Origin of the sequence: Halorubrum sp. CGM4_25_10-8A (assembly GCF_005435025.1) — an archaeon.
GTDB lineage: Archaea > Halobacteriota > Halobacteria > Halobacteriales > Haloferacaceae > Halorubrum > Halorubrum ezzemoulense.
Genome location: NZ_SGTX01000009.1, coordinates 74,267 through 100,071 on the forward strand (window position 1 = coordinate 74,267; position 25,805 = coordinate 100,071).

30 protein-coding genes, 1 tRNA gene and 1 pseudogene are annotated in these 25,805 nt (G+C 71.6%); 16 read left to right on the forward strand and 16 right to left on the reverse strand.

The features are described from left to right. Window positions 1-1,335 carry a DUF92 domain-containing protein gene (locus EXE52_RS11030; RefSeq protein ID WP_089308157.1) on the reverse strand — a complete coding sequence of 445 codons (1,335 nt, stop codon included), beginning with the start codon at window positions 1,333-1,335 and terminating at the stop codon, window positions 1-3. 349 nt (window positions 1,336-1,684) lie between these two features. Further along, entirely contained in the window at window positions 1,685-2,464 is a 780-nt protein-coding gene (locus tag EXE52_RS11035) for an HAD-IIA family hydrolase (RefSeq protein WP_089308156.1), read from the reverse strand. 150 nt (window positions 2,465-2,614) lie between these two features. Here EXE52_RS11035 and EXE52_RS11040 point away from each other — a divergent pair, with 150 nt between their 5' ends. From EXE52_RS11040 to EXE52_RS11060, 5 genes are all read left to right on the forward strand, one after another. After that, entirely contained in the window at window positions 2,615-3,388 is a 774-nt protein-coding gene (locus EXE52_RS11040; protein WP_049931625.1) for a GTP cyclohydrolase III, read from the forward strand. A gap of 101 nt (window positions 3,389-3,489) precedes the next feature. Then, the gene (locus EXE52_RS11045; RefSeq protein WP_049931624.1) at window positions 3,490-3,729 is read left to right on the forward strand and encodes a hypothetical protein; all 240 of its coding nucleotides are present in this window, start codon (window positions 3,490-3,492) and stop codon (window positions 3,727-3,729) included. Window positions 3,730-3,925: 196 nt separating this feature from the next. Further along, on the forward strand, window positions 3,926-4,837 hold the full coding sequence (locus EXE52_RS11050) for a 1,4-dihydroxy-2-naphthoyl-CoA synthase (RefSeq protein ID WP_049931623.1): 912 nt from the start codon (window positions 3,926-3,928) through the stop codon (window positions 4,835-4,837). A gap of 122 nt (window positions 4,838-4,959) precedes the next feature. Beyond that, window positions 4,960-5,403, forward strand: coding sequence for a CBS domain-containing protein (locus EXE52_RS11055; protein WP_049931622.1), 444 nt, complete (start codon window positions 4,960-4,962; stop codon window positions 5,401-5,403). A 120-nt stretch (window positions 5,404-5,523) separates the two neighbouring features. Continuing rightward, window positions 5,524-5,976 (forward strand): MoaD/ThiS family protein, encoded by a 453-nt coding sequence (locus tag EXE52_RS11060; protein ID WP_089308155.1) that lies wholly within the window; start codon window positions 5,524-5,526, stop codon window positions 5,974-5,976. Between the two features lie 171 nt (window positions 5,977-6,147). Here the strand turns inward: EXE52_RS11060 and EXE52_RS11065 are convergent, their stop codons facing one another. From EXE52_RS11065 to EXE52_RS11085, 5 genes are all read right to left on the reverse strand, one after another. Next, window positions 6,148-7,278 carry an ATP-binding protein gene (locus EXE52_RS11065; protein WP_089308154.1) on the reverse strand — a complete coding sequence of 377 codons (1,131 nt, stop codon included), beginning with the start codon at window positions 7,276-7,278 and terminating at the stop codon, window positions 6,148-6,150. A 355-nt stretch (window positions 7,279-7,633) separates the two neighbouring features. Beyond that, window positions 7,634-7,718, reverse strand: a tRNA-Leu gene (locus EXE52_RS11070). A gap of 51 nt (window positions 7,719-7,769) precedes the next feature. Beyond that, window positions 7,770-8,126 (reverse strand): ferredoxin, encoded by a 357-nt coding sequence (locus EXE52_RS11075; protein WP_089308153.1) that lies wholly within the window; start codon window positions 8,124-8,126, stop codon window positions 7,770-7,772. Between the two features lie 79 nt (window positions 8,127-8,205). Further along, complete coding sequence (locus tag EXE52_RS11080; protein ID WP_049931617.1) at window positions 8,206-8,445, reverse strand: hypothetical protein; 240 nt, start codon at window positions 8,443-8,445, stop codon at window positions 8,206-8,208. Between the two features lie 25 nt (window positions 8,446-8,470). Then, window positions 8,471-8,929 (reverse strand): DUF5796 family protein, encoded by a 459-nt coding sequence (locus EXE52_RS11085; protein ID WP_049931616.1) that lies wholly within the window; start codon window positions 8,927-8,929, stop codon window positions 8,471-8,473. Window positions 8,930-9,086: 157 nt separating this feature from the next. On the opposite strand from EXE52_RS11085, the gene EXE52_RS11090 reads away from it, so the two are divergent. From EXE52_RS11090 to EXE52_RS11110, 5 genes are all read left to right on the forward strand, one after another. Next, window positions 9,087-10,469, forward strand: coding sequence for a hypothetical protein (locus EXE52_RS11090; RefSeq protein ID WP_089308152.1), 1,383 nt, complete (start codon window positions 9,087-9,089; stop codon window positions 10,467-10,469). Further along, window positions 10,466-10,927 (forward strand): hypothetical protein, encoded by a 462-nt coding sequence (locus tag EXE52_RS11095; RefSeq protein WP_049931614.1) that lies wholly within the window; start codon window positions 10,466-10,468, stop codon window positions 10,925-10,927. The genes EXE52_RS11090 and EXE52_RS11095 overlap by 4 nt, the downstream gene beginning before the upstream one ends. Next, window positions 10,924-11,535, forward strand: coding sequence for a hypothetical protein (locus tag EXE52_RS11100; RefSeq protein WP_089308151.1), 612 nt, complete (start codon window positions 10,924-10,926; stop codon window positions 11,533-11,535). The genes EXE52_RS11095 and EXE52_RS11100 overlap by 4 nt, the downstream gene beginning before the upstream one ends. Before the next feature lie 88 nt (window positions 11,536-11,623). Further along, window positions 11,624-12,616, forward strand: coding sequence for a shikimate kinase (locus EXE52_RS11105; RefSeq protein ID WP_089308150.1), 993 nt, complete (start codon window positions 11,624-11,626; stop codon window positions 12,614-12,616). Window positions 12,617-12,648: 32 nt separating this feature from the next. Continuing rightward, entirely contained in the window at window positions 12,649-12,942 is a 294-nt protein-coding gene (locus EXE52_RS11110; protein ID WP_049931610.1) for a chorismate mutase, read from the forward strand. Here the strand turns inward: EXE52_RS11110 and EXE52_RS11115 are convergent. Together EXE52_RS11115 and EXE52_RS11120 are read right to left on the reverse strand one after the other, a co-directional pair. Next, window positions 12,939-13,289 (reverse strand): annotated as a pseudogene (locus EXE52_RS11115) (type II toxin-antitoxin system PemK/MazF family toxin); the annotation flags it as partial. The gene EXE52_RS11110 and the pseudogene EXE52_RS11115 overlap by 4 nt on opposite strands. Window positions 13,290-13,320: 31 nt before the next feature. Beyond that, a complete protein-coding gene (locus EXE52_RS11120; protein ID WP_089308148.1) occupies window positions 13,321-13,716 on the reverse strand; it encodes a CopG family ribbon-helix-helix protein in 396 nt (131 codons plus the stop codon). Window positions 13,717-13,816: 100 nt separating this feature from the next. On the opposite strand from EXE52_RS11120, the gene EXE52_RS11125 reads away from it, so the two are divergent. Next, a complete protein-coding gene (locus tag EXE52_RS11125) occupies window positions 13,817-14,629 on the forward strand; it encodes a hypothetical protein (RefSeq protein ID WP_049931608.1) in 813 nt (270 codons plus the stop codon). 82 nt (window positions 14,630-14,711) lie between these two features. Then, complete coding sequence (locus EXE52_RS11130; protein WP_089308147.1) at window positions 14,712-15,614, forward strand: MOSC domain-containing protein; 903 nt, start codon at window positions 14,712-14,714, stop codon at window positions 15,612-15,614. Window positions 15,615-15,732: 118 nt separating this feature from the next. Here the strand turns inward: EXE52_RS11130 and EXE52_RS11135 are convergent, their stop codons facing one another. After that, window positions 15,733-16,647 carry a hypothetical protein gene (locus tag EXE52_RS11135; RefSeq protein WP_049931606.1) on the reverse strand — a complete coding sequence of 305 codons (915 nt, stop codon included), beginning with the start codon at window positions 16,645-16,647 and terminating at the stop codon, window positions 15,733-15,735. Between the two features lie 79 nt (window positions 16,648-16,726). Beyond that, on the reverse strand, window positions 16,727-17,596 hold the full coding sequence (locus EXE52_RS11140; RefSeq protein WP_049931605.1) for a CheF family chemotaxis protein: 870 nt from the start codon (window positions 17,594-17,596) through the stop codon (window positions 16,727-16,729). Between the two features lie 264 nt (window positions 17,597-17,860). On the opposite strand from EXE52_RS11140, the gene fer reads away from it, so the two are divergent. The 3 genes from fer (at window position 17,861) to EXE52_RS11155 (ending at window position 20,093) form a co-directional block, all read left to right on the forward strand. Beyond that, the gene (gene fer / locus EXE52_RS11145) at window positions 17,861-18,250 is read left to right on the forward strand and encodes a ferredoxin Fer (RefSeq protein WP_049931604.1); all 390 of its coding nucleotides are present in this window, start codon (window positions 17,861-17,863) and stop codon (window positions 18,248-18,250) included. 215 nt (window positions 18,251-18,465) lie between these two features. Next, window positions 18,466-18,861: an Htur_1727 family rSAM-partnered candidate RiPP gene (locus EXE52_RS11150; RefSeq protein WP_089308146.1), complete on the forward strand. Its 396-nt coding sequence runs from the start codon at window positions 18,466-18,468 to the stop codon at window positions 18,859-18,861. Beyond that, window positions 18,858-20,093, forward strand: a complete 1,236-nt coding sequence (locus EXE52_RS11155) for a TIGR04347 family pseudo-SAM/SPASM protein (protein WP_089308145.1) — start codon at window positions 18,858-18,860, stop codon at window positions 20,091-20,093. Before EXE52_RS11150 ends, EXE52_RS11155 begins: the two co-directional genes overlap by 4 nt. 21 nt (window positions 20,094-20,114) lie before the next feature. Here the strand turns inward: EXE52_RS11155 and EXE52_RS18285 are convergent, their stop codons facing one another. Together EXE52_RS18285 and EXE52_RS11160 are read right to left on the reverse strand one after the other, a co-directional pair. Then, window positions 20,115-20,273 carry a hypothetical protein gene (locus EXE52_RS18285; protein WP_155120037.1) on the reverse strand — a complete coding sequence of 53 codons (159 nt, stop codon included), beginning with the start codon at window positions 20,271-20,273 and terminating at the stop codon, window positions 20,115-20,117. 70 nt (window positions 20,274-20,343) lie between these two features. Beyond that, window positions 20,344-20,949 carry a helix-turn-helix domain-containing protein gene (locus tag EXE52_RS11160; RefSeq protein WP_089308144.1) on the reverse strand — a complete coding sequence of 202 codons (606 nt, stop codon included), beginning with the start codon at window positions 20,947-20,949 and terminating at the stop codon, window positions 20,344-20,346. Between the two features lie 138 nt (window positions 20,950-21,087). On the opposite strand from EXE52_RS11160, the gene EXE52_RS11165 reads away from it, so the two are divergent. Then, on the forward strand, window positions 21,088-21,921 hold the full coding sequence (locus EXE52_RS11165) for a geranylgeranylglycerol-phosphate geranylgeranyltransferase (RefSeq protein WP_089308143.1): 834 nt from the start codon (window positions 21,088-21,090) through the stop codon (window positions 21,919-21,921). 119 nt (window positions 21,922-22,040) lie between these two features. Here the strand turns inward: EXE52_RS11165 and yciH are convergent, their stop codons facing one another. Genes yciH through EXE52_RS11180 form a run of 3 tightly spaced genes read right to left on the reverse strand, consistent with a single transcriptional unit; the run spans window position 22,041 to window position 25,804 of the window. Continuing rightward, window positions 22,041-22,334 carry a stress response translation initiation inhibitor YciH gene (yciH, locus tag EXE52_RS11170; protein WP_004596695.1) on the reverse strand — a complete coding sequence of 98 codons (294 nt, stop codon included), beginning with the start codon at window positions 22,332-22,334 and terminating at the stop codon, window positions 22,041-22,043. Window positions 22,335-22,388: 54 nt separating this feature from the next. Then, window positions 22,389-24,665: a transglutaminase domain-containing protein gene (locus EXE52_RS11175; RefSeq protein WP_089308142.1), complete on the reverse strand. Its 2,277-nt coding sequence runs from the start codon at window positions 24,663-24,665 to the stop codon at window positions 22,389-22,391. Next, window positions 24,662-25,804, reverse strand: coding sequence for a DUF58 domain-containing protein (locus EXE52_RS11180; protein WP_089308141.1), 1,143 nt, complete (start codon window positions 25,802-25,804; stop codon window positions 24,662-24,664). Before EXE52_RS11180 ends, EXE52_RS11175 begins: the two co-directional genes overlap by 4 nt. Window position 25,805 lies beyond the last annotated feature (1 nt).

Below are 25,805 nucleotides of genomic sequence, written 5' to 3' on the forward strand. Positions count from 1 at the left end.
TCACACCACCGCCCAGAGCGCGACGGCGACGACGGCGCCGGCGAGCGTCGCGAGGAAGTTCACCGACTGGTTCCCGACGCGATCCCCCTCGATCAGGGCGCCGAGGAGGCTGTCGACGGTCATCCCGGTGACGCCGGCCGCGACGACGGCCCCGCCCGCCGCGACGCCGCCGGCGACCACCGGGCTGATCAGCGGCGACCCGCCGGCGGCGAGGGCGCCGACGAGCAGCGCGCCGGCGAGGCCGGCCAGTTCGCCCTGCCAGGTGATCGCGCCGTCGGTCCCGGGCTCGACGCGGCGGAGCGTCGTCACCAGCCGCGGGCCGTCGTAGAGGCCGCCGATCTCCGAGGAGAGCGTGTCGGCCATCGCGGTCGCGGTCGCGCCCGCGAACGCGAAGCCGAAGGGCGCGGCCGGGACGGCGAGGTGCGGCGCGACCGCGTAGCCGACCACCGCCGCGAGCGCGACCGCCGAGTTCGCGAGCACGTTCCCGGTGCCGCGGGCCCCCTCGTTCTCCTGGGCGACCCCGCGGGCCGCCTTCTCGTCGAACCGGTACTTCGAGGCGAGCCCCCCGAACGCGTAGAAGGACATGAGGGTAAGGAACCAGCCGACGCCGCCGAGGACGACCGCGAGCAGCGCCGAGACGACCCCGGTGAGCATCCCCGCGACCGAGGCGGTGCCGATGGCGAAGGAGACGTACCCGAGCGCGCCGGTCACCGCGAGGCCGGCGACGACGAGGGGGGCGTCGACGGTCGGATCCAGGGCGATGAACCCCCACGTCACGAACGCGACGAGGATCGTCGTGATGTGAGCGTCCCGCGAGAACACCAGCGAGCGGACGAGCGCGGCCGTCAGCGCCGCGGCCGCCGCGAAGAACACCGCGACCGGGAGCGTCGCGCCGTCGACCGGCGCCCCGGTCTGAAGGCGCACCGCGATCTGTCCGGCGAGGGCGGCGGCCGTGCCGGCGACCACGTAGCCAGCGACGAGCGGGAACTCGTCCGCGGTCCGGCGGGAGACGAGCGTCCGGCCGAGGCGGCCGGCGCCGACCGCGAGCGTCGCGGCCGCGAACGCCTCGTACGGCAGCGGCGCGCGCGGCAGCGACGCGAACAGCGCGAGGCCCGCGCCGGCGAGCGCGAAGGAGACGAGGCCGTAGAGGCGCTCCGCCTCGCGGTCGCCCGGCAGCGCGAGCGTCTCGAACCACTCGCCGTCGCGGACGCCGAAGAACGCCGCCCCGGCGACGGCGAAGAAGGGGACGGCTGCGGCGGTGTCGAGCGCCGGCGCGAGGACCGCGATCGCGGCCACCGCGGCGAAGGTACTCGCGCGTCGGAGCCTCGGTATCACACCCTCGGCTACCCGCGACGACCACTTAACGGTCCCGACAGCCGTCGGGCGGTCGGTCGCGGCCCGCGCGGACGCCGGCGCCGGCCGTCAGGACAGCGCGGACACCGATCCAGGCGTCACAACCGCATTCCCTCGCCCGTCAGGCCCGAACGCGCTCGCCCGTCAGTACCGGTACTCGTTGAACTGGACCGCGTGTCCCTCCACCACGCGGACGGACTCCTCGGGGTCCTCCTCGTCGTCTCCGGTCCGGTCCTCGTGTGAGTCAACCACTCCCATGCGAGAACGGTACGCTCGACCGCACATAACTGTTTCCCACGCGGCGAACGGGTACCGACCGCTTCGGGGTTCCTCAGCCGACGACTCGGTCGATCTGACCGAGGTGGTCGAGCACGTGGTCCGGCTCGATCTCGGACGCCGCGAGGTCGGCGTCGTCGGTGACGCCCGACCGGACGAGGACGGTCGTCATCCCGGCGCGCTCGCCGAGCGCGATGTCGGTGTCGAGCCGGTCGCCGACGACGAGACACTCCTTGGCGGGGTGGGGGAGCCGCTCGCGCACCATCTCGATCGCGGTGTCCGAGGGCTTGCCGAGGACGGCGTCGGGGTCGCGCTCCGCGACGCCGGCGATCGCGTTGATCACGGCGCCGGAGCCGGGCACGTCGCGCTCCGGGGCCGGGATCACCACGTCTGGGTCGGTACCGATGAAGGGGATGTCGCGCTCTAGGGCCCAGAGCGCGGTACAGAGGTCCTCGTAGTCGAACTCGCGGTCGATGGAGGCGACCAGCGCGTCGGCGGCGTCCACGTCGTCGGTCGTCGAGAGCCCAGCCTCGGCGAACTGGTCGAGCAGTCCGGGGTCGGCGATACAGAGCAGGTCGTCGTCGCGGTGGTGCTCCCGCAGGTACCGCGTCGTCACGCTGCCCGCGGTGAAGACGCGGTCCGCGTCGATGTCGTACCCCGCCCCACCGAGCCGGTCGACGTACGCCCGCGGCGCCTTCGTCGGGTTGTTCGAGACGAACAGCGTCTCGACGCCGGCCTCCCGGAGGCGGCGGTACCCAGCGGGGGCGCCCGGAATCGGATCGTCGCCCCGCACGACCGTGCCGTCGACGTCGAGGACGGCGCCGCTGAAATCCATATTCGTGGTGGGGGCGCCACGGTCCTAGGAGTTGCGCTCGCGTCCGCGAACGGACCGCTGCCGCCGCCGCGCCGATCACGAACTCGGTACCGATCCCACCTTCGGGATAACGGAAGGGTAAAGCGGCCGGGTTCCGTACCGACGTTCACTGTGACGACGACTCAGGTGACCCTCGTCCAGATCGACAACTACGGGCCGTGGACGACGACGCCGGAGCCGCGCCGTGAGATGGATCTCCAGACGCTCCAGTCGCGGCTCTTCGCCGACGTGGCCCAGTTCCTCGGCCACCGCGACGCCTACGTCTTTTTCACTCGCTTCGACAACATGATCGCGGTGACCAACGGCGTCGACGGCGCGGCCCACGCGACCCTCCAAGAGTCGATCGGCAACCGCTACCCGGTCAGTATCAGCCTCGGGACCGCCGTCGCCGAGCGCCCGGTCGACGCGCTCGAAGCGGCGAACCGGCGGCTCCAGACCGCGGGCAGCGCGCAGGACGAGAGTCGGACCGAGGTGCTCGCGGGCGAGTACCTCTCGGAGACGGAGCGGTCGGACCTCCAGATCGCGCACTTCGACGTCGTCAACGCGACCGGCAAGTACACCGACCGGCTCAACGAGTTCGACACGTTCATCAACATCGAACGGGCGTACGGCTCGCTGATGCGCCACCTCCGCGAGGCGCACGGCGCCCTCTCCTTCTTCGTCGGCGGCGACAACGTCGTGGCCGTCTGTCCCGACCTCCCGGAGGCGGCGTTCTCGTCGGCGGTCACCCACGTACAGGACGACGTGGACATCGAGCTCCAGGTCGGCGTCGGCCGCGGCCCGTCCGCCCATGAGGCCGGATTCGCGGCCAAGCACGCCCTCGAGGACTGCCGACACGACGGGACGAGCGTCGAGCTGTTCGGCGCGCCCGCCGCGGGAGACTGACCCTCCGCCGCGCCGTCGGTCCGCCTCGGACACAGCCCATAATCAATTCTGATAATTTTGGTGCGGGGTTTTTGTACACCGACCCGGAAGCCACGGTTAGCATGTCAGAGGAGATAGTGTTCGTCTGTACGGCGGACGGCTGTGACGAGGGCCCGTGGGAGGGCTCGCACGACGCGATGGCACACTGCTCCGAGCATCCCGACCACGGGTACACCGGGATGCCGCGGTCCGAGATCGACCCGTCCCGCGAGGTCATCCCCGCGACGGCGACGCGGAAGCGCGACAACCGCAACCTCCAGCACAAGGGCCACCCGAAGGGCGCGTACGCGCAGAACGACTGACGGGTCCCGACGGGCGAGTCGCGGCTCCCGCGTCCCCCTCGGACTCCGGAGCCGGCTCCCGCTTCCGGCCGTGCGGCGCACCGAGCGCGCACCGTTCTGAGCCGAACGGCTTCACTTCACCCCGGTCCGGGCGCGGTCGCGTTCTCCGTCCGTCGATCCGACGCCGTTTATCAACGGTCCGGACGTACGATCCGGCATGGTCTCGGAGATCTTCGATCCCGACGCGTGGGAGCCCGTCACCGACGAGTTCGACGACATCACCTATCACCGCGCCGTCGACGTCCCCGCGGTCCGGATCGCCTTCGACCGCCCCGCGGTCCGCAACGCATTCCGGCCGGGCACGGTCGACGAGTTGTACGCTGCGCTCGACCACGCGCGCAAGCAGGCCGAGGTCGGCTGCGTCCTCCTCACCGGCAACGGCCCGTCCGAGAAGGACGGCGGCTGGGCGTTCTGCTCGGGGGGCGACCAGTCCGTCCGGGGCGGCTCCGGCTACGAGTACCGCGACGACGACGAGGCGGGCGACGACGACGACGACCTCGTCCGCGAGGCGCGGGCGGGGCGGCTCCACATCCTCGAAGTCCAGCGCTTGATCCGGTTCATGCCGAAGCCCGTCGTCGCGGTCGTCCCCGGCTGGGCGGTCGGCGGCGGTCATTCGCTCCACGTCGTCTGCGACATGACGCTCGCCAGCGAGGAGCACGGGCAGTTCCTCCAGACCGACCCCGACGTGGGCTCGTTCGACGGCGGGTTCGGCTCCGCCTACCTCGCGAAGCAGATCGGCCAGAAGAAGGCCCGCGAGGTGTTCTTCCGCGGGAAGACCTACTCCGCCGAGGAGGCGGCGGACATGGGCATGGTCAACGAGGTCGTCCCGCACGAGGACTTGGAAGAGGTGGCCCTAGAGTGGGCCGACGAGATGACTCGGAAGTCGCCGACGGCGATGCGGATGCTGAAGTACGCGTTCAACATGGCCGACGACGGGATGGTCGGCCAGCAGGTGTTCGCGGGCGAGGCGACGCGGCTCGCGTACATGACAGAGGAAGCCCAAGAGGGCCGCGACGCGTTCCTTGAGGGCCGGGAGCCGCGGTTCCGCGAGTACCCCTGGCACTACTGAGCGGCGGCGGCCGCGCCGCGCGGGGCCGAGCCCCGGTTCCGCGCCGCGCCCGGTTCCGCGCCGCGCCCGGTTTCGCGCCCCGCGAAGACACCTACAAGTACGCCGACGCGGTACCCCAGTGTATGCTCGTCGAGGAGGTGATGACGACGGACCTCGTGACCTGCGGGGCCGACGCCGCGGTCCGAGACGCCACGGAGCGGATGCTCCGCAACCGGGTCGGCAGCGTCGTCGTCACCGACGACGGGACGCCGGCCGGGATCCTGACGGAGAGCGACGTGCTCCGCGCCGGCTACGCGACCGATGACCCGCTGTCGGCGATTCCGGTCCGGAAGGCGGCGAGCGCTCCCCTCGTCACGGTCCGACCGAGCGCGACGCTCCGGACGGCGACGAAGCGGATGCGGTCGGAGGGCGTCAAGAAGCTCGTCGTCGTCGACGGGACGACGCCGGAGGGGATCGTCACCACGCAGGACATCGTCGACAACTACGCGGGGATCCGGAAGGAGGTCCACGACCTCGCGACGGACGCGACCGGGTGGTCGGAGCGTTCCGACCGGCTCGACGAGTGAGGCGGGCGGCTCGACCCGCGCGCAGAGGGCGACGGCCGACGGTGCCCGCGTCCCGTCGGCACTATCCCGGCGAACATGTTCGCACTCTGTCTTACCCGAGGCGGCGGCGTACGCCGACACATGACTCAGACCAGCGAACTGGCGGAGTCGCCCCCGACAGCGGCGGACGGCACGGACCCGGAGGATGCGCCGACCGCCGCGACCGAGGCGGAGACGACGGTCACCGTCCGGTGTACCGGCCACGTCCGCACGGAGCTCGACGAGCACGAGTTCGAGTACGCGTTCGAGGGCGACACGCTCCGGGCGTTCCTCGACGAGTTGTTCGAGGAGTATCCGCAGCTCCAGGAGACGCTCATCGCGGAGACCGAGGCGGACGCGACTCACAGCGGTTGGGCGCCGGCGCCGGACGAGCCGCCGGGGACGTGGACGGAGAACCCGGTCGGCGAGCAGACGACGACGTACGCCCGGATCCTCGTGAACGGCCACTTCAACGAGAACGAGAACGGGTTCGACACGGAGCTCGAGGCGGGCGACCGCGTCGCCCTGGTCTACCCGTTCGTGTTCTGCTGTTAGCGCGACCGCCCCACTCCGCCCCGCCGTTGCCGCCGGCGTCGCCCGCCGCGGTCGCGAGCACGGGGCCGCGCGTGCGACTCCCTCCGAATCCGGCACCCGATGGCGGCGCGCCGATCCGCTGACCGAGCGGCGAGAGCAGTCGTCGAACGCAGAGACGGCTCTCGGCGACCGCTACACGGCGGGCGCGGCGGTGTCCGATCCCCCGACGGACCGCGCGCCGCCGTCGGCCCGCGCCAGTCGCAGGCAGACGACGCTGCCCTCGGGATCGTTCTCCTCGAAGCGGACCTCTCCGCCCGAGCGCGCCACGATCCAGCTGACGAGCCAGAGGCCGAGCCCGCTCGTGTGTTCGAGGTCCGTCTCGTAGCCGCGCTTCAACACCTCGATCTCGCTCTCGGCGATCCCCGGCCCGTTGTCGGCGACTCGCAGTTCGACGTAGTCGGTCCCATTCCGCGAGACGGGCTCGGTCTCGACGCGGACGCGCGGCGTCTCCTTGTCGTTGTGTTCGACCGCGTTCTCGATGACGTTCGCCAGCGCCGAGTCGATCAGCCGGTGCGCGACGACGGGCACCGTCGGCGGCAGCGAGACGTCGATCTCCGCCGACGGATTGTCGCGCCGGACTCGCTCGCAGCACGCCTCGACGGTGGGGGTGAGCTCCTGTGACTCTCGGTCGACCTCCTCCGTGGTCAGGATCTGCTCGACGCTCCGGGCCTGTTTCCCCAGTTTCACCAGATCGGTCGCCTGTTGTCGGATCGTGTCGGCCTTCTCGTCGGTGTCGACCGACTCCTCGGTCAGGAGACTCGCGTTCCCCTGAATGACGTTGGCGTTGGTACGGATGTCGTGACGGAGGACGCGGTTGAGGACGGTTAGCTGCCGGGTGAGTCGGGTCGCTCTCTCCTCCGCTCTCCGCTGCCGGATGTCGTACACGCCGACGATGAATCCGAGGAGGGCTCCGCCCGACGCGGCGTTGACGACGACGAACGCCTGCTCGTCCATCACCACGCCGTACTGCTGCTGATACAGTATCACGAGGACCCCACCGACGGCCAGGACGGCGGCTCCGACCGCGGACCAACTCCCGACTCTGAGCGCGTACTCGCCGTCCGTGTCCCGCCTCCACAGCCAGACGCCGCCGCCTACGACGCCGGCGGCGAAGAGCATGGGAGCGACGATACCCAACAGGAACGTCGCGGCGCTCTCTTCCTCGCCGATCGCGTGCCACACGTGCGTCGCGAACAACCCCCCGCCGATCCCGACGAGTAACGGCACGCCGGCGTGTTCCCGGACGGTGGGCGGAACTTCCATGTCCCCTGCTCCGACCGCCCTCACAAAACTGTGCGGGAGAGATTATCGAATCTGATAGCTTTAGGCTCGGGCGACCGCTTCCGGTCCTCCGAGGTCGGTCGTTCGGGCCGTGACGCGGGTCCCACCAGTATCGACATTCGGAATCGGGAGCGGAGATCTGCTCGCCGAGCAGGTGGACGGTGCCAGTTAATTCGCGGGCCGCTCGCGAAGTGCTCGCCCCAGGAGTGCGGGGGAAGGGATTCGAACTCCAGTCGCTCCCGTTCGCTCGCCGCGTCGCGGCTCGCTCACCTCCCGCTCCCTAGTTCGAACCGTTCCTTGTCTCCACCCGCGGCTCGCGAAGTGCTCGCCGCAGGAGTGCGGGGGAAGGGATTCGAACCCTCGAACCTCTACAGGAGCGGATCTTAAGTCCGCCGCTTTTGGCCAGGCTCAGCCACCCCCGCGCGGATTCGGCTACCGGCGGCGGGGTGAAACCCCTTTCGGAAGCCCGGGCCCTACCAGTCGACCGAGAGCGTCCCGTCGCTGTGCGGGTCCGGCGCGATCTCCTCGTCGGTCCGCCGGTCGACGACGTGGATCACACCCGCGTCCTTCTTCGCGGGACACGCCTCTGCCGCGCTGACGTTCTCGGCTAGGTCCTCCTCGCCGATGTAGTACGCCTCCGGCTTCGCCATCCCGCTCGCCACGTCCATCACCCAGTTGTCCGCGACCTCGGCGCACTTCCCCGCTCCGAAGCACTTGTTCGCCTCGAAGACGATCTTGTACGGCTTCTCCTCGATCGGCGGCCCCTCGCCGCCGATGTCGCTGGCGCGGAGCACCTCGTCGCCGCCGTCGGTCTCGGCCTCGTCGCTCATGTCGCCTCCTCGGCGGCCGCGGGCCTTTCGTCTGTCGGTCGTTCCCGGTCGGTCGGGACGGGCGGACCGGACGAGTGGGTCACTCCTCGACGTGGTCCGCGAGCAGCCGCTCGGCGTGGTCGGGCGAGTCGGCGAGCTCCCACCGAACCGTCGCGGCGTCGCCGTACGCGAGCGCCTCCTTCAGCTCGTCGCGGAGGACGCCCGTGCCGAACCCGACCGTGTCGCCGTCGGCATCGCCGAGTTCGTAGAGTGCGTAGCGATCGGGCGCGCTCCCGACGGTCGAGCGGTCGAGTTCGCGCCAGGGTTTCGCGAGGCTCATCAGAAGGGTCCCGTCGGCGTCGGGGTCACCGGTGCGCGTCGAGCCCGTCCTCCGGGCCCTCGACGATCTCGTAGCTCCCCTCGGTCCAACCGTCCTCGACGAAGACGAACACGCGCCCGCCGGCGACCTCGGGATCGGCGACGACCTCGTTGCGCTTACCGTCCCGGCCGACGATCACGCCGGGGAACACCTCGTCGCGATCGCCGTCCTCGACGATGACGCGACCGACGCCGGACTCCTCGAGGATCTCGTCGTCGGTCTTGTAATCGTTCACGTACGTCATCACGCCCTCCGTCTCCGTCGGGTCGGTGACGAGCACGTGCGTCTCCTTGCCGGGACCGGCGGTGACCGACCCCTCGGCGGAGTCGGGGGCGCCCCGGTAGAGGGTCGTTCGGCCGTCGAGGTACTCGACGACGACGCCCTCCTCGCGGAGGTCGACGCCGATCGAGGTCGGCGGCACGTCGCTGCGTGATGGCGCGGACATACGCGACGCTCGGGGTGCCGGCCTCAAAAGGGACGCGCTCGGCCCTCGGCCCCAACGCGTCGCTCGGCTGCCGGTCGGACCGCCGGACTGCGGGCGCGCCCTCAACAGCGAGAATCGGCGTACCACATTTAAGTTCCTGCCGCGGGGAGTGCGTGTCATGCAACGGACGCGACGGGCGCTCTTAGGCGTCGGCGCCGCCCTCGTCGGGACCGCCGGGTGCCTCGGCGTCGAGGGCGTCGAGTATCCCGACGCGCCCGAGGCCGCCGACGCGCCGGGCGACGGGGGAGACGGGGGCGACGCCGACGACCCGCCAGAGGACCCCCCCTCCGACGACCCGGCGGACGCCGACGGCAACCCGCCGGTGACGAACGCCGCGCTCGCGGACGCGACGCGCGAGGTCGTCGACGACGCGGTGTGGTTCGCGACCGAGTACCCGGACGCGGTCGCGACCTACCGCGACGCTGTCGCCGAGGCGGTCTCGACGGTCCGGTCGGTCCGGGCGACCGTCGACGAGGAGGCGGCGATCGCGACCGAACAGGTCGACGCGGTCGCCGCCGCGGGGGAGACCGCGGCGTCCCGCGCGGCCGAGGCCCTCGAACCGCACTTCTCGCCCGGGTCCCGGATCCGCGACCGAGTCGACCGCCACGTCGAGGTCTTACGCGAGTTCGCGCCCCGCGGCGACGTGGACCGCGCCCTCGAAGAACTCGACCGGTTGCGCACCGGGCTGGCGGGCATGGGAACCTCCCTCTACGTCGAGGCACAGTTCTCGCGGAACCCGATCCACAACCGCCTGTTCCGGAGGCTGCTGGCGCCGCTCCCGCCGGACAATCCCGAGCGGGGTCGCGTCACGACCGGGACGCTCGTCGAACTCGCCGTCGCGAGCCGCGGCTTCTCGACGTTCGCGCACCGGCCGTACGACCGAGATGAGATCGACCGCGACCGCGTCCCGCGCATCTACGGCGACGCCCTTAGTGCCGATCGCCGGCGCGAACTGCGTGCCCGCCTCGGCCCGATCCCGCGGCCCGCCGACCGCGTCGAGGAGCTGTTCTTCTCGTTCGCCCGCCGCCCGCCGGCGGGGAATCGGCCCGAAGAGACGTTCCGCGGTTGGGCCCGCGAACTGGACGGGGTCCCGGTGTACGTCCAGCGGTACCCGGACGCGGAGACCGCCGACGCGCGGCTCTCGACCGCCCTCGACGAGGGCGCCACGGAGGGGCGCGCGCCGATCGACCCGGAGGCGACGCTCGCCGGTTCCGACTTCAGCGGGAACAGTTCGGCGACCGGGAACGGCTCGGCGACCGAGAACGGCACGGCCGCCGCCGGGGGAATTGGGGACGACGGCGGCCCGACCCCCTGGTACCGCTTCTATCACCGCGAGGCGGAGGGAGAGCGGTACGGCTTCGACGAGCACGCCGGCGTCCAGTACGGCTACCTCGTCCGAGCGGGCGAGTTCCTACTCGCCACCGGCTTCTCCGGCGACGCGTGGGAGGAGCGGACGGGCTGGCACGGCCGACTACGGCACGGGTGGGTGACCGGCGCGTGAACGCGAACGAGATCGGCCTCGTGGCCGCGGCGTTCGCCCTCGTCGGCGCCGGCGCCGGCATCGTCGGCGCGGCCGCGACGGGCTGGGCGGAGGCGGCGCTGGCGACCGCCGCGACCGGCGAGACCGCGCGCTTCGGACCCGTGTTCGTCGCCCAGTCGTACCTCGCCGTGACCGCGGCGGTCCTCGTCGGCGCGGTCCCGCTGGCCGGCGTCCTCGGCGTCCTCGTCGGGTCCCGTGCCCGCGGCGTCACCGCCGCGGCTGTGACATGCGGGCTCGGGACGGGACTCGGCGCGCTGGCGTACGGCCTGGTCGCGGTCACCATGATCGTCGTCTCGCAGGGCGACGCCGCCGCGCAGGCGCACGGGCTGGCGGACGCGTTCGTGCCGACGGTCGCGACGGCGTTCGTCGCCGCGGCCGTCGGCGCGTCGACCGGGGTCCTCGGGACGGTGATGCGATGACCCGTTCCGCGGACGGGGCGGACGGCCGGGACGCCGACCGACCCGTCCGGCGAGCGTCGCGGCGGGGCGTCGTCGCGGTCGGCGTCGCCGGGCTGCTCGCCGGCTGTCTGGTGACCTCGGAGGAGGGCGGCTCGACCCCTCGGCAGACCGAGAACGGGACGACCGGCGGCTCGGACGCGAACGACGGAGGCGGGTCCGACGGCGACGGAGGCGGGTCCGACGGCGGCGCCGAGGAAGCGACGCCCGACGAGGTCAACCCCGACGGGTCAGGGCTCGTCGTCACCGACGCGACGGTCCGCGACGTGACGCAGGGCGGCGGCTGGACGCGGGTCAGGGCCCGCTTGACCGTCGAGAACGCGGGGCGGTTCGAGTACGGAACGATCGAGTTCCGGGCCGACGCGTACGCCGTCCCGCGGGGCTCAGACGAGCGCGAGGCGGTCGGGTTCGCGTACGTCACGCGACGCTTCCCCCGCGACGACCGGTTCGACGGGACGAGATCGCGGTCGTTCGAGGTGACGATCCGGTTCGAGACCGGCGGGACGCCCGTCCGACCCGACGCCGAGCGGTACGCGGTCGACGCGGCCGTCAGGCGCGCGGAACCGCTCTGATACCCCGGAACCGGTGCGGCCGGCCTCCCTGACAGAGAGACTCGCCGTGATCGCTACCTCTTTGTCCGCGCTCGCGAGCCGTGAACCCATGGAAGGACGGGCGGCGGCGCTCGGCGCCGGGACCGTGTTGAACGCGCTCGCGACCGGCACGGGCGCCGCCTTCGGCATCGACGTCGAGACGCGCGCGGCGGTCGACCTCGACCCCGCGGCCGACGGCGTCGCGGGCGAGATCGCCGAGGACCCCGACGCCGACACCGACCTGATCGAGCGCTGCGTGAGCCTCGCGACCGACCGCTGGGGCGACGGCGAGGGCGGCACCGTCCGGACCGACAGCGACGTGCCGCTTGCGGCGGGGCTGAAAAGCTCCAGCGCGGCCGCCAACGCGACCGTCCTCGCGACCTGCGACGCGCTCGGGCTCGTGGTCGGCGACGGCGGCCGCGCAAGTGGCGACGCGGTCGGCGACGACGGCCGCGCAAGTGACGACGCGGTCGGCGACGGCGGCCGCGCAAGTGACGACGCGGTCGGCGACGACCCGGACGACCCCGCGGTCGACGTGACCCGCCTGGAGGCCTGTCGACTTGGCGTGCGAGCGGCCCGCGAGGTCGGCGTCACGGTCACCGGCGCGTTCGACGACGCGACCGCGTCGATGCTCGGTGGCGTCACCGTCACCGACAACGACGCCGACGAACTCCGCGCCCGCGAGACAGTCGACTGGGACGTTCTCGTCTGGACGCCGCCCGAGCGCGCCTACAGCGCGGACGCCGACGTGGCGCGCTGCGAGGCCGTCGCGCCCATGGCTGACCTCGTCACCGACCTCGTGCTCGACGGGCGGTACGGCGAGGCGATGACGGTGAACGGACTGGCGTTCTCCGCCGCGCTCGGCTTCGACGCCGACCCCGCGGTCGAGGCGATGCCGCACGCGACCGCGGTGTCGCTGTCGGGGACCGGCCCGAGCGTCGTCGCCGTCGCGGACCCGGCCGATCCCGAGACCGACCTCGACGCGGTCGCCGACGCCTGGGCCGACCGTCCCGGAACGCTGCGGCGAACGACGACGAGAGCCGACGGCGCGACCGTCGAGTGAGCGCCCGCGACAGATCACTGACCCTACTACCAATGAGCGACACACCCAACGCGGAGGACCGGAGCCTCGACGAACTGCGACACGAGATAGAGGACATCGACCGCGAGATAGTCGAGCTGATCGCCCGCCGGACGTACGTCGCCGACACCGTCGCGGCAGTGAAGGAGGAGCGCGACCTCCCGACCACCGACGAGGGGCAGGAGGAGCGCGTGATGGAGCGCGCCGGGGAGAACGCCGAGCGCTTCGACGTGGACGCGAACCTCGTGAAGGCAATCTTCCGGCTGTTGATCGAATTGAACAAGGTCGAACAGCGAGAGAATCGCTAGGGATCGATCAGGCCGAGGCCATACCTGAGCGCCTCGTCGACTTCCTTCGTTCGAGATTCCGGGACGGAACCACTGCTGTTGGTAATGCGGTGTTCGATAGGCACCGTGCGAATTTGACTACAGAGCGCGACCGAATCCTCCCGAAGCGGCGACTCCGCGACCGGAATACGCATCTCGAAGGGACACAGTTCGTCTCCCCGTGATGTCGTGATCGGAACGACGATGGTCGTCGGATCGTTCTCGTTCCCGATATCGTTCTGGACGACTACGCAGGGCCGTGTCCCTCTCTGCTCCGAGCCCTCCGTCGGATCGAACTCGACGATGACGACATCGCCGCGGCGAACGTTCCTCGATTACCACTCGGGAACCTCGTCCCGGTCAGTCGGGGCCGTCCCGAATCAGCATCACCTTCACTCGACGGACGGCGTCGAAGTCGCGGAGCCGGTACGTGAGCTGTCGGACGCGCTCGGCGTCGCCGCGGCAGAACAGCGACTCCAGACACCACTCGCCCTGGTGGGTGTGACTCGTGTTGAGGATCACGTCCTGATACTCGTGTTGCGCGCCGTGGAGCTCCCGGATGACCTCGTGGTGGCGGTAGTCGAAGCCGACGAGCGCGACCACCTCGCCGGTCGTGTCTTCGAGCCGCGAGTGCGACTCCACGAACTCGCGCATCGCCTCGCGGACCGCCCGCGACCGGTTCTCGATCTCCTCCTCCCGCCACGTCCGATCGAACTCGTCGACGAGGTCGTCCGGGACGTTGAAGCTCGTTCGCATTGTGCCGTCGTGGATCCCGCGAGTACAAGAGGTTCGTTATGACGATTCACCCGGTTCGGTACTAACAACCGCTAAACCCCGCCCGCTCGGAGCGCCGCGTATGCTCTCAAGTGAACTGTTCGGGCCGCTCGCGGGCGCGGTCCTCCTCGGCGCGGTCCACGGCGTCGAACCGGGCCACGGCTGGCCGGTCGCCGCCTCCTACGCCCTCGACCAGACCAACAAGTGGCTGTACGGGTTCGCGGCGAGCGCCATCATCGGCCTCGGCCACCTCGTGAGCAGCATCGCGATGGTCGTCGTCTTCTTCTACGCGAAGAGCTACTTCGATCTCACGCAGGTCAACGAGCCGATCACGGTGCTCGGCGGCGTCCAGATCGGTGGGCCGGTCAGCCTCGTCGCCGGCGCGCTGCTGATCGGGCTCGGCGTCCGCGAGTACGTCCACGGGCACTCTCACGGCTCTCTTGAGGCGTCGGACGATCACGACGCTCACGCCCACGGCCACGATCGCGACCACAGCCACGACCACGACCACAGCCACGACCACGATGACGACGACGGACGCCTCGCTCGATTGAAGCGGCTTCTCCCGTTCGTCGGCGGCCACTCGCACGGCGGCTTCGACGAGGGGGCCGACCGCGGCCTGCTCGGAATCGCGTGGTTCGCGTTCGTCCTCGGGTTCGCCCACGAGGAGGAGTTCGAGATCATCGCGCTCTGTGCCGGGTCGAACTACTGTCTCGAACTGATGAGCGCCTACGCGCTCACCGTCATCGCGGGTATCGTCGGACTCACGTTGCTGCTGATCGCCGGCTACCACCGCTCTCGGGAGCGCGTCGAGCGGTACACCCCGTACCTGCCCGCGTTCTCCGCGGCGGTCCTCGTCGTCATGGGCGTCGGGTTCATCGCCGGGCTGTTCTGACCCGTCGTCGCGCGCGACCACCGTCCGGCGGGGACGCCCCCGTCGGCCGATCGCTTTTTATCCGGCCCGTCGAACTCGCGGTATGACACGCGTCGCCGAACTCCTCGCGTATCCCCTGAAGTCCTGTGACGGCGTCGCCGTCGACCGCGCCGCGATCGGCCCCGAGGGCGCGCTCCGCGGCGACCGCACGTACGCGCTCGTCGAAGCCGGCGTCGACCCGGAGCGCGCCTCCGTCAGCGGTGGCGGCGGCTACGTTAACGGGAAGAGCGAGCCGGCGATCCACGGGCTCAGCGCCGAGTACGAACTCGCCGGCCCGCCCGACGCCACGCCGACGGCCGTGACGCTCTCGCGACCGGCGACGGAACGCGCCCCGGCCGACGAGCGCACCTTCCCGCTCCCCGACGAAGGCGACGCGCTGGCCGACTGGGTCGGCGAGTACCTCGGGTACGCGGTCGACCTCGTGCGAGACGACGCGGGCGGCTTCCCCGACGACCGCGCCGCGCGCGGGCCGACGGTGGTTTCGCGGGCGACGCTGGCGACCGTCGCCTCGTGGTTCGAGGACGTGGCGGACGCGACGGAGATGCGCCGGCGGCTCCGCCCGAACGTCGTGTTGGACGACTGCCCGGCGTTCTTCGAGGACCGGCTGTTCGCCGACCACGGGGAGGGCGTCCGCGTCGCGGTCGGCGACACGGCGCTGATCGGCGTCAACCCGTGTCAGCGCTGCGTCGTCCCCTCTCGCGACCCGGACACGGGGGCCGAGATCGACGGGTTCCGCGAGCGGTTCGTCCGGAAGCGCCGCGAGACGCTGCCCGAGTGGACCGCGAGCGACCGCTTCGACCACGACTTCCGGCTGATGGTCAACACCGTCGTCGAGGAGCGATCGTGGGGCGACGTCCTCGCCGTCGGCGACGAGGTCACCGTCGACGGCGTCGTGACCGTCGACGAGAGCGGGACGCCCGTCGCGGGCGCGGACGCGGCGGAGTGACTCTCCGGAAGCGACGCACGAACGGTAAAAGGCGAGCGGGCGGGTCAGCGAGCGGAATCGGAAACGGTCGAGAGCGGGATCAGCGCGCGAGGGTAAAAGTGACGACCGCCGTGACGCGTCAGCGCCCGCCGTCGGTCATCGCGACCGGTTCGTCCGCGTCGGCGTCGGCCGGCTCCGCGGCGGACTCGCCGCGCGACGCGGGATCGACCGCGGTGTCCGTGACGCCGAACTGCGTCCAGAAGGTCGCGACGACGACCGCGTACGCGACCAGGTCGTAGTGGACCGCGCCCTCCAGCCCGGTGAACGCGGTGAGCGTGCTGTAGCCGTAGAGGGCGGCGACCCCCCCGACGAACGCGACCTCGTTGGTGAACTCACCGTCGCGCACCGCCGCGGCCGCGCGACGGATCGTCGGGCCGCAGGCGACGAGGAACGCGAGCCCCGAGAGCGCGCCGAGGTTGATGAAGAAGTGCGTCGTCATCTGCGAGTCGAGGATCGACTGAAGGTACTGGACGGTCACCGGGTCGTAGAACAGCCACTCGACCCGGGTCGGGTACAGCACCGCGATGTACGGCGTCGCGACCATCAGGCCGAACAGGGTCGCGACCGCGACGCGCGCCGACGCGAACTGCGAGGCGCGCCGGGACTCGAACGCCTCGTCGCCGGGCGCGACGACGAGGCCGCAGGATTCGAGCTCCCCGCGGAGCGCGTCCCGCGAGAGCGACGGGTCGTGGTGGACGCCGACGGTCCCGTTGCGCCGCGTTGCCGAGGCGGCGCTGACGCCGTCGACGTCGCGCAGGACCGTCTCCAGTAACCCCTCGCGGCGGTCGGTCTCGATCCCCTCGACAGAGAACGTGTCGTGGGTGTGGCTCTCCGGCACGCGGGCGACTCGCGGCCCCGAACCGCCGGCGTCGCCCGGACACGTCGAGTCCCCGGTCGGATCGGGCTTCCCCGCCCCGTCGGGCGCGTCGAGTCCCCGTTCGCGGACCACGGCGTCGAGCGGCGACTCGCCGCCGGGGTGGTTGCTGTCTCGCATGAGAGATATCTACGGGTACACGACTATGAAACTTCCCCCGAGCGCGCGCCGCGTCCGGCCCAAACTCCGCGTGCGGCGCTCAGGCGTTGACGGATTCGAGGTACGAGCTCACGATCATCTGTCCCTTGCGGGTGAGCGTGGTCCCGCTGTCGCCGTCGGCGACGAGGTCCTCCTCTCGGAGCGTGTCGAGGATCATCGACGTCTGGGCGACGTCTCCGGTGACGACGTCCGCGATGTTCGCCTCGCCGCCCGCGGAGTAGATAGAGACGAGGATCTCCAGCTGCTCTTCGGTCGGGTCGAAGGACTCCAAGTCCTCCATCGCCTCGTCGTACTCGATCTTGATGTACCGGCCGAGGATGTTGAGCGCGCGCTCGTTCGGCACGGTCGTGATCGACGTGACCGTCTGGTCGTCGACGACGTGTTCGAAGACGAGCGCGGGGCGCTTCTTCCCGCCGAGGGTGCGGTCCGTCCGCTCGTAGTCGATCACCGAAGAGAGGTCGACCGTGAACGGGTCCGGACAGTTGTTGAACCGTATCTCGCCCGGCGACACCGACACCGAGGCGCGGTGGTCGGTCGCGTCCGTGACGCGGCCGCCGACCTTCGCTGGGTGTCGCACCGTCACGGTGACGTTCCGCAACAGGGACGTGAACAGCAGCCTGACGAACTTGTCCATGTCGTCGGGTTCGCCTTCCACGAGCGCCGAGCGCCGCGACCCGTCGCGCTCGTACGCGACGGTGACGCTGTCGTTGAAGAACGAGCGCAGGTCGCCGGGGACGCTCCCGACGACGACGTCGAACACCCGCGAGAGGGGGATCGTCTCCTTGCCGTCGTCGGTCGCGAGGACCAGCCGTCGCTGGCTCAACAGGACGCGACCGGTCGCCGGCTCGTCGGCGGACAGGCTCGCCGCGTGAACGCGGCCCACGAAGTCGGCGACGACGGACTCCTCCATCGGTACGTCCTGCGCGTCGTACGCTATTTATTGTTACTCACCTCGTATCAGTCGCGATAACGCGCAGTCACGCGATCGGACGGAGGTCGCCGGCGGTGAGGAACCCGGCCGATCGACGACGCCCCGATCCCCGGACGAGGCGACGGAACGTGCCGAACTCGTTCGGCCGCGGAAGCGAACTCGTTCGGTCGTCGGGCTCTCGTCTCGGCGGCGGCGGACGGGGAACAGCAAAGCCTAATGAGGTGGGCACCAAACCGTCAGGTGATGCCCACAGTAGAATACCTCAACTACGAAGTGCTCGACGACCACGGCTGGTCGATGGACGACGATAATCTCTTCGAGGAGGCCGCAGACGCCGGCCTCGACGAAGAGGACTACGGCACCCTCGAAGTGAACCAGGGCGAATACATCCTCGAATCGGCCGAGGCGCAGGGCTACGACTGGCCCTTCTCGTGCCGCGCCGGCGCGTGCGCGAACTGCGCGTCCATCGTCAAGGAAGGTGACATCGAGATGGACATGCAGCAGATCCTCTCCGACGAGGAGGTCGAGGAGAAGAACGTCCGGCTCACCTGTATCGGGAGCCCGGCCACCGACGAGGTCAAGATCGTCTACAACGCGAAACACCTCGACTACCTGCAGAACCGCGTCATCTGATCGGGTTTCTCCTTCGGTAACGGCCGCTCTCACACGGGATCGCGGCGTACGCGGTCCTCGATCCTCTCGGAGCCGGGAGCGGCAGGTCTGCCGCCGTCGCTCGACTCGGACGGCGACCCCTCCGCGTTACCGTCTCGCCCGAACCCGTTCGGTCGAATTTCGCGGCCGTGGGAACGCGCGAAACCCCGTTCGGGGAACCGTCCGTACGGTGGGGTATGGTCGAGAAGCCGGACCGAAGCGAGGGCGCGAACGGGCCGCGGTCGGCCGACGGTCGCCGCTTCGAGGTGTTCGTCCGCGAGGCGGAGTCGGACCCGCTCCGCCACGTCGGAACCGTCGCCGCCCCGACGCCGGACGCCGCCCACGAGGAGGCGAGCAAGCTCTTCGCGTGGTACGCCCGCGACGTGTGGGTGTGCCCGGCCGCAGAGGTTTCCCGGTTTTCCGCCGGGTCGCTCGCGGACGACGGGACGGAGGCCGGAGAGAGCGACGATGGCGACGGGGACGCCGACGAACCGCGCGTTTACGAGGAGACGGAGGGGACGCCGACCGTCTCCTGCGGCGGCGCGCCCCCGGCCGACGCGGTCGACGCCGACGACGCGGGGGACCAGCGATGATATCCGTCAGCAAGCTGCTCTGCGGGCTCGACGCCGAGAGCGACGGGCTCCGCTACGACGCGGCCGACGGCTCGAAGAAGCCGCAGATCACCGAGGAGGTACAGCAGCGTCCGGTCGTCGTCTGGAACACCACGAAGCGGTGTAACCTCTACTGCGAGCACTGCTACGCCGGCGCCGACGAGGCGGGCGCGCCGAACGAGCTCTCCACCGCGGAGGGGAAGGCGCTCGTCGACGACCTCGCCGAGTTCGGCGTCCCGGTCCTCCTCTTCTCCGGCGGCGAGCCCCTCGTCCGCGAGGACCTCACCGAGCTGGTCGCGTACGCCGACAACAGCGGAATCCGGCCGGTGCTCTCGACGAACGGCACGCTCTTCACCCGGGAGCGCGCCCGCGAACTGAAGGAGGCCGGCCTCAAGTACGCCGGCGTCTCGGTCGACGGACTCCCCGAGCGCAACGACCGCATCCGGGGCGAGGAGGGCGCGTTCGACGCCGCCGTGCGCGGGATCGAGGCCTGCCTCGACGTGGGGCTCAAGACCGGACTGCGGTACACGATCACCGAGCACAACGTCGACGACCTCGCGGGCGTCGTCGACCTGCTCGCCGACGTGGGCGTCGACCGCTTCTGCTTCTACCACCTCGATTACGGCGGCCGCGGCGCCGACATCTCCGACGTCGACCTCTCCCCGGAGGCCACTCGGAAGGCGGTCACCGACCTCTGTGACCTCACCCGCGAGTACCACGACCGAGGCGAGGAGATAGAGACCCTGCTCGTCGGCAACTACGCCGATGCGGGCCACCTGGTCGAGTACGCCGACCGCGAGATGGGGGAGGATCGCGCCCGGCTCATCTACCGGTACCTCGAACGCAACGGGGGCGACCCGACCGGCGAGCGCGTCGCCGACGTCGACCCCGTCGGCAACGTCCACCTGACGCAGTTCTGGCAGGGGTACTCGCCCGGGAACGTCCGTGACCGCTCGTTCGGCGCGATCTGGTCCGACGAGTCGAACCCGCTCCTCTCCGGGCTCCGCGAGCGGGAGGAACACCTCTCCGGGCGGTGCGCCGACTGCGCGTACCAGTCGATCTGTCGCGGCGGCTCGCGGCTCCGGGCGCTCTCCGCGCACGGCGACCCGTTCGCGCCCGACCCGAAGTGCTACCTCACGGAGTCGGAGCGCGCCGGCGAGGAGGCCCTCGCACGGATCGACGGCCCCGACCGGTCCGCGCCCGCGGACGACTGAGTCGCCGTCCGGCGGCGGGCCTCACTCCGGGCCGCCGTCCGACTCGATCCCCGTGCCGTACTTCGTCGAGAACCGCTCCGCGGGCACCTCGCCGCGCGCGACGCCGATGGCGTCGCGCACGAGTTCGACGGTGGCGTCGTCTCGGGCCGGTTCGGGAACCGGCGGCTCGTCGTCGGTCATACCCGGCCCGACGCGTCGACGCCACCTCCGCGTCCCGCTTCACGTGTGTATCCCTTCAAGAGGACCGCGCTCACCCTTCGACGCCGTCGAAGACGTCGGTCACCAGCTTCGCCTGCGCGGTGCGGAGCCGCTGTGAGAGCGCCGACTTGCTGATCCCGAGCTCGTCCGCGAGGTCGCTCAGGCGCACGTCGCGGTCGTCGTCGAAGTAGCCGCGGACGACCGCGAGTTCGAGGCCGCGGCGCTGTTTCGGCGTCAGCGCGGAGAGGTCGAAGGTGACCTGCTCGGTCGCGTCGGGGCCCTCCACGACCGCGAGCCGGACGAGCCGCACCCGGTCGACGACCTCGCGGAGCTCCTCGACCAGTCGGCGGACGGCGTCGCGGTCGTCGACGTACGCGGTCACGAGGATCGTCCCGTCCTCGACGCGCCGGAAGTGCGGGGCGTAGCCGAGCCGGGAGAAGGCGTGACAGAGGCAATCCTCGCCCACTTCGCCTGTCCCACGGCGCACGTCGCCGTCGGGCGTCGTCACGTCGACGACGCACTCCTCGCCGACGGCGTTGACAGCCACCCCGGCGGCCTCGGTGGCTTCGGTGACGATCGGACACCCGCTGTCGTCGACGAGGTCGACGTCGAGGTCGACCCGCAGGCGGCGGTCCCCGCTGACGGCGGCGTCGGACATGACAGCCGGTACGGGCAGCGCCGGTTTTACTTTTCGGCGGATTCCCGCGGACCGGTTGGACGACCCGAGCCGGGCCGGCGGCGCAGCGCGACCGATCCCGCACCGTTTATTCCTCGCGGGCGGGAGTAGGCGGACGACGTGCGAGACGCGCTCCGCGGTATCGTCGAGCTCGCGCGCCTCGGCAACTGCGTCGCCGCCGGGGGGCTCACGGCCACCGGCGCGTTCGTCGCGGGCGCGGGCGGCGCCGTCCTCCCGACCGCGCTGGCGGCCGCGACGACCGTCTTCGCGGTCGCCGCGGGCAACGCGATCAACGACTACTTCGACCGCGAGATCGACGCCGTCAACAGCCCCGGCCGGCCGATCCCCCGCGGCGCCGTCTCGCCGCGGACCGCGCTGGCGACCGCCGCGCTCTGGTTCGCGGTCGCGGTCGCGTTCGCGGTCCGACTCCCGACCCTCGCGATCGGCATCGCCGCGGTGAACCTCGTCGCGCTCGTCACCTACACGAGCGTCTTCAAGGGTACGCCCGGGCTCGGCAACGCTCTGGTCGCCTACCTCGTCGGCTCGACGTTCCTGTTCGGCGGCGCCGCGGTCGGGAACCCGCGCGCGGTCCTTGTCCTCGCCGCGCTCGCCGGTCTCTCGACGTTCACCCGCGAGGTGATCAAAGACGTCGAGGACGTGGCGGGCGACCGCGAGGAGGGGCTCGCGACGCTCCCCATCGCGGTCGGCGAGCGCCGCGCGCTGTGGATCGGCGCGGCCGCGCTCGGCGTTGCCGTGACCGTCAGCCCGCTACCGTACCTCTCCGGGACGCTCGGCGCGGCGTACCTCGCGGTCGTTGCGGTCGCCGACGCGGTCATGCTGTACGCCGCCTACGAGGGCTTCGCCGACCCGGCCGCCGCGCAGCGCCGATTTAAGTACGGAACCTTCCTCGCGGCGGTGGCGTTCGTCGTCGGCCGCGCCGCGGTAGTCGCCTGAGACGGTCCGTTCCGGCCGCGTGAGTCGACGGTGCCGTCGCTCCCGGACGCGACTCATGGTAAAAACGAGAGCCGACTGCGGTTCGAACCGACGCTCGACGGCGGACGGTCAGGTGACGGTCACGCGACGTTGAAGCCCTTGTCGCGGAGGAAGTCCTCCACGCGACCCGAGTGGTTCCCCTGGAGTTCGATGGCGCCGTCTTCGACGGTGCCCCCGCAGGCGAACTTCGACTTGAGATCCGACGAGAGGGAACTCAGGTCCACGTCCTTCGGGTCGAATCCTTCGATGACCGTTACCTCCTTACCGTACCTGCGCTCGTCGATGCGGATGCTGATCTGCTGGGACTCTTTCGCGACGTCCTCGCAGACGCAGAGTTCCTGGGGCAGTCCGCACGTCGAGCAGACTTCCGACATTACAGCCTGAGTCTACAGGATGCCCATATTAAATAGTGTCGGGAAGCCCCCCGTTCAGCGGACGAACCGCCCGACGAGCGGCAGCCGTTCGAGCGCGAGCCGGCGCACGGCCCGCCGGGCCTCGTCGGCCTCGGCGCGCGTCACCGACCCGGCGTACGCGGCGCGCTCGTACGCGGCGGCGACGGTCTCGACGCGCTCGTCCGCGCCGAGCGTCCGGACCGCGTCGACGTAGCTCCGCGGCGTCTCCCCCGGGCGCCGCTCGCGGTAGCGCCCGGCCAACAGCCGTTCGAGGTCCCCGAACGCGCGCTCGGCGTCCGCCCTCGGATCGCGCCGCCGCCGCGGGAGCGCCGGACCGATCCGACGGTGAACTCGTCCCGCGAGCCCCGTCCGGCGGACCCCCGCGACGCCGAGCCCCGCGACGAGCAGCCAGTAGAGCGCGGTCTCCGGGTCGGGGAGCGACCCGAGCGGGCCGCCGTCGCTCCCGTCCGCCTCGGATCCCCTCGCCGACCGCGTGGCCGCCGCCGGAATGGTTCCGGTCCGGGTCCCGTCGAGCCGCGCGATGTCGGTGGGACCGACCGCGCCGCCGCCGCTCGCGTTCCCGACCGTCGAGTCGTTCGTCCCCCCGCTCGGCGCGTCGTCGGTCGTCTCCGCGTCGGTCTGGTTCGGTTCGGGGTCCGGCGTCCGGTCCGGGACGGACGCGTCCGTGTCGACGTTCTCCGCCCCGTCGGCGCGCGCCTCCGCGAGCCGGGTCGCCCGCGTCTCGTCGCGCGGCCCGGACGGGGTCGGGTCGAACGCCACCCAGCCGTGGTCCGGCACGTAGATCGACACCCACGCGTGGGCGTTCTGTCCCCGGACGACGTACTCGTCGTCGCCCACCCGCTGGCCCGGGGTGTAGCCGGTCTCGAAGCGCGTCGGGATCCCCTGCGACCGGAGCATCGCCGCCATCGTCGTCGCGAAGTACACGCAGTACCCGGCGTCCATCTCGAAGAGGAACGCGTCCGCCACGTCTCCCTCGGGCTCCTCGACGGTCAGCGTGTACTCGTACTCCGAGCGGAGGTACGCCTCGACCGCGGCCGCCTGTTCGTACGGCGACTCCGCGCCCGCGGCAGCGACGATCTCCTCTGTTCGGTCGCCGACCCGCCCGGGCGTGCTCTCGGGCAGCTGCGTGTACCGCTCCTCGATGGCCGTCGGGTAGTCGTCGCTGGCGTTCCGGAGCGCCGCGGGGTCTGCGTCGAGCACGCGGCTCCGGACGACCGCCCCGTCGCCCGGTTCGAGCGGCTCCGCGAGCCGGAGGCTCCCCCGCTCGTCGACCTCGACCGCGCCGCCGCCCAGAGCCGAGACCGGCTTCCACGGCGCCGGCAGCGCGGTCGACTCGGCCTCCGAGGTGATCCGCGTCTCGACGAGGTCGCTCGCGCCCGGCGGGCCCGACAGCGAGCCGTTGACCGCTGACCGCTCGCCGCTCCGCACCCACCCATCGCCGGTGTAGGTGTCGTACGCGCCGGTGTGCCAGTTCCGCTCGACCGGGCTCTCGATCGTGTACCGCACCTCCGGCGAGAGCCGCGTCGATCCGACGACGTCCAGCTCGTCGTCGCCGCTCAGGCTCGACTCTAACGTCGTCGTCCCGCGGTCGAGCCCCAGCGGGGCCGCCGCCCCCGCCGGGATCACGGTGACGGTCGCGCTCGCGACGACCATCGCGGCGACCACCACGGCGAACGTCCCCGCGTGGCCGCGGCGCCGGCTCGGCGTCGAGAGCGTCGCGAGGCCGACGGCGAGCGCCAGGCCGACGACCCCGGCGACCGCGGCTCCCGTCTCGGCGTCGCCGGTCAACACGAGGAAGCCGAGCGTCCCTCCCGCGACCGACGCGGCCGCGACGTGTCGCCCGCGCCCGGCGAAGTAGCCGACGAGGAACGTCGGCACCGGCGCCACCGCGAGCACCCAGACGTCCGCGAGCGCCAGCCGCAACACGGAGAGCCCGGTCGACAGCGCGAGGAGGTCCAAGGCGACGCTCCGCGCCGTGAACAGCGCTCGCCGGCTCTCGGGGATCGCGAGGACGTAGGCGGCGAGCCCCGCGGCGAGGAGGAGGCCGGCCAGCCACAGCGCGGTCCGCTCGCCGACGGCCCGCGCCAGCGCGACGCCGCCGAGGCCGGCGAGCGCGACGACGCCGGCGGTCCGTCCCGTCCCGCCGACGACGTTCGTTATTTGGAAGAACACGGCGAGGTACGCCGCGGTGACGACCGCGACGCCGACGACCGCCGGGTCGGCGAGCCGCCCGTCGCCGTCGGTCGGCTCGCCCGGTGAACGGGGTTCCCGGAGCGACGAACCGCGGCTCACGGCGACGCCACCTCCCCGGGGTCCGCCGCGCTCTCGGCTCGGCGCGGGCCGTGGGCTCCGGTCGGCGTGCCCTCCTCCTCGGCCTCGCGGCGCAGGTCCGCGAAGGAGACCGCCCGGTCGCCCGTGCGGAACCGGGCGCCGTCCGCCCCGGCGACGACCGTCACGTCGGCCTCGTCGTCGGCCACAGCTCCCGGGCTGGTCACCGCCGCCAGCTCCAGCACCTCTCGTCGACCGCGGCCGCCCGGTGCCGCCGAGACGCGACCGCCGGGGAGCCGCACGTCGACCGGGACCCCGTCGTCGAGCAGCGCCAGCGCGAGACTCACCGTCGCCCGGGCGAGCTCGTCGGCCGCGACCGCGCTCGCGGCCCGGTCGGTGTCGCCGTGGTCGATACCGGCAAACACCGGTCGTTCCTTCCCGCTGCCGACGTCTGTCCCGCCCGCGATCGTCACCCGGTTCCGCGCGGTCTCGGCCGCGAACTCCTTGACGACGATCTCGTCTCGCTTGGCGGTCGTCGCCCAGTGGACGTCGCGGACCGCGTCGCCACGGGTGTACTCGCGGAGCCGGTCGAACTCCTCCCGTTGCCGGCTCACGTCGACCGCGTCGGCCGCGTACAGCGCCCGCCGGAACCGCGTCGGTATCGGGTCGCGGGGCGGGTACACCGTCACGGCGTCGGTCTCGTCGACGACCAGTTCGCGCTCGAAGAGGCCGAACACGTCGGTCACGGTGAGGTCGATCGGTCCGAGGGTCCGCTCGCCGCGCTCGCGGTACGTCACGCGGTACGACACCGGCTCAGTGCCGACGGACGCTCGGATCGGCGCCGTCGGCCCGTCGAGCCCCTCGTCTACCCGGACAGACACGTCGGCGAGGAACGACGGGGAGGCGTCGCCGCCCCCGACCGCGTCGGGTCCGAACTCCAGGCGGACCTCCCGCGTCTCCCCGACGAATCCGTCGGCGGGCGCCACGTGGCGGACCGCGGGCACGTCGACCCGCAACACTTGGACGTAGCCGGCCGCGAGCGCGATGGCGACCGGGATCACGATCGCGTCTAAGGCGCGGCCGCCTGCTGCGAACGCGCTGGCGGCTGCGACGAGGCCGACGACGCCGGCGACGCGCCCTCGTCGGGTGAGCGCTGGCGTCATC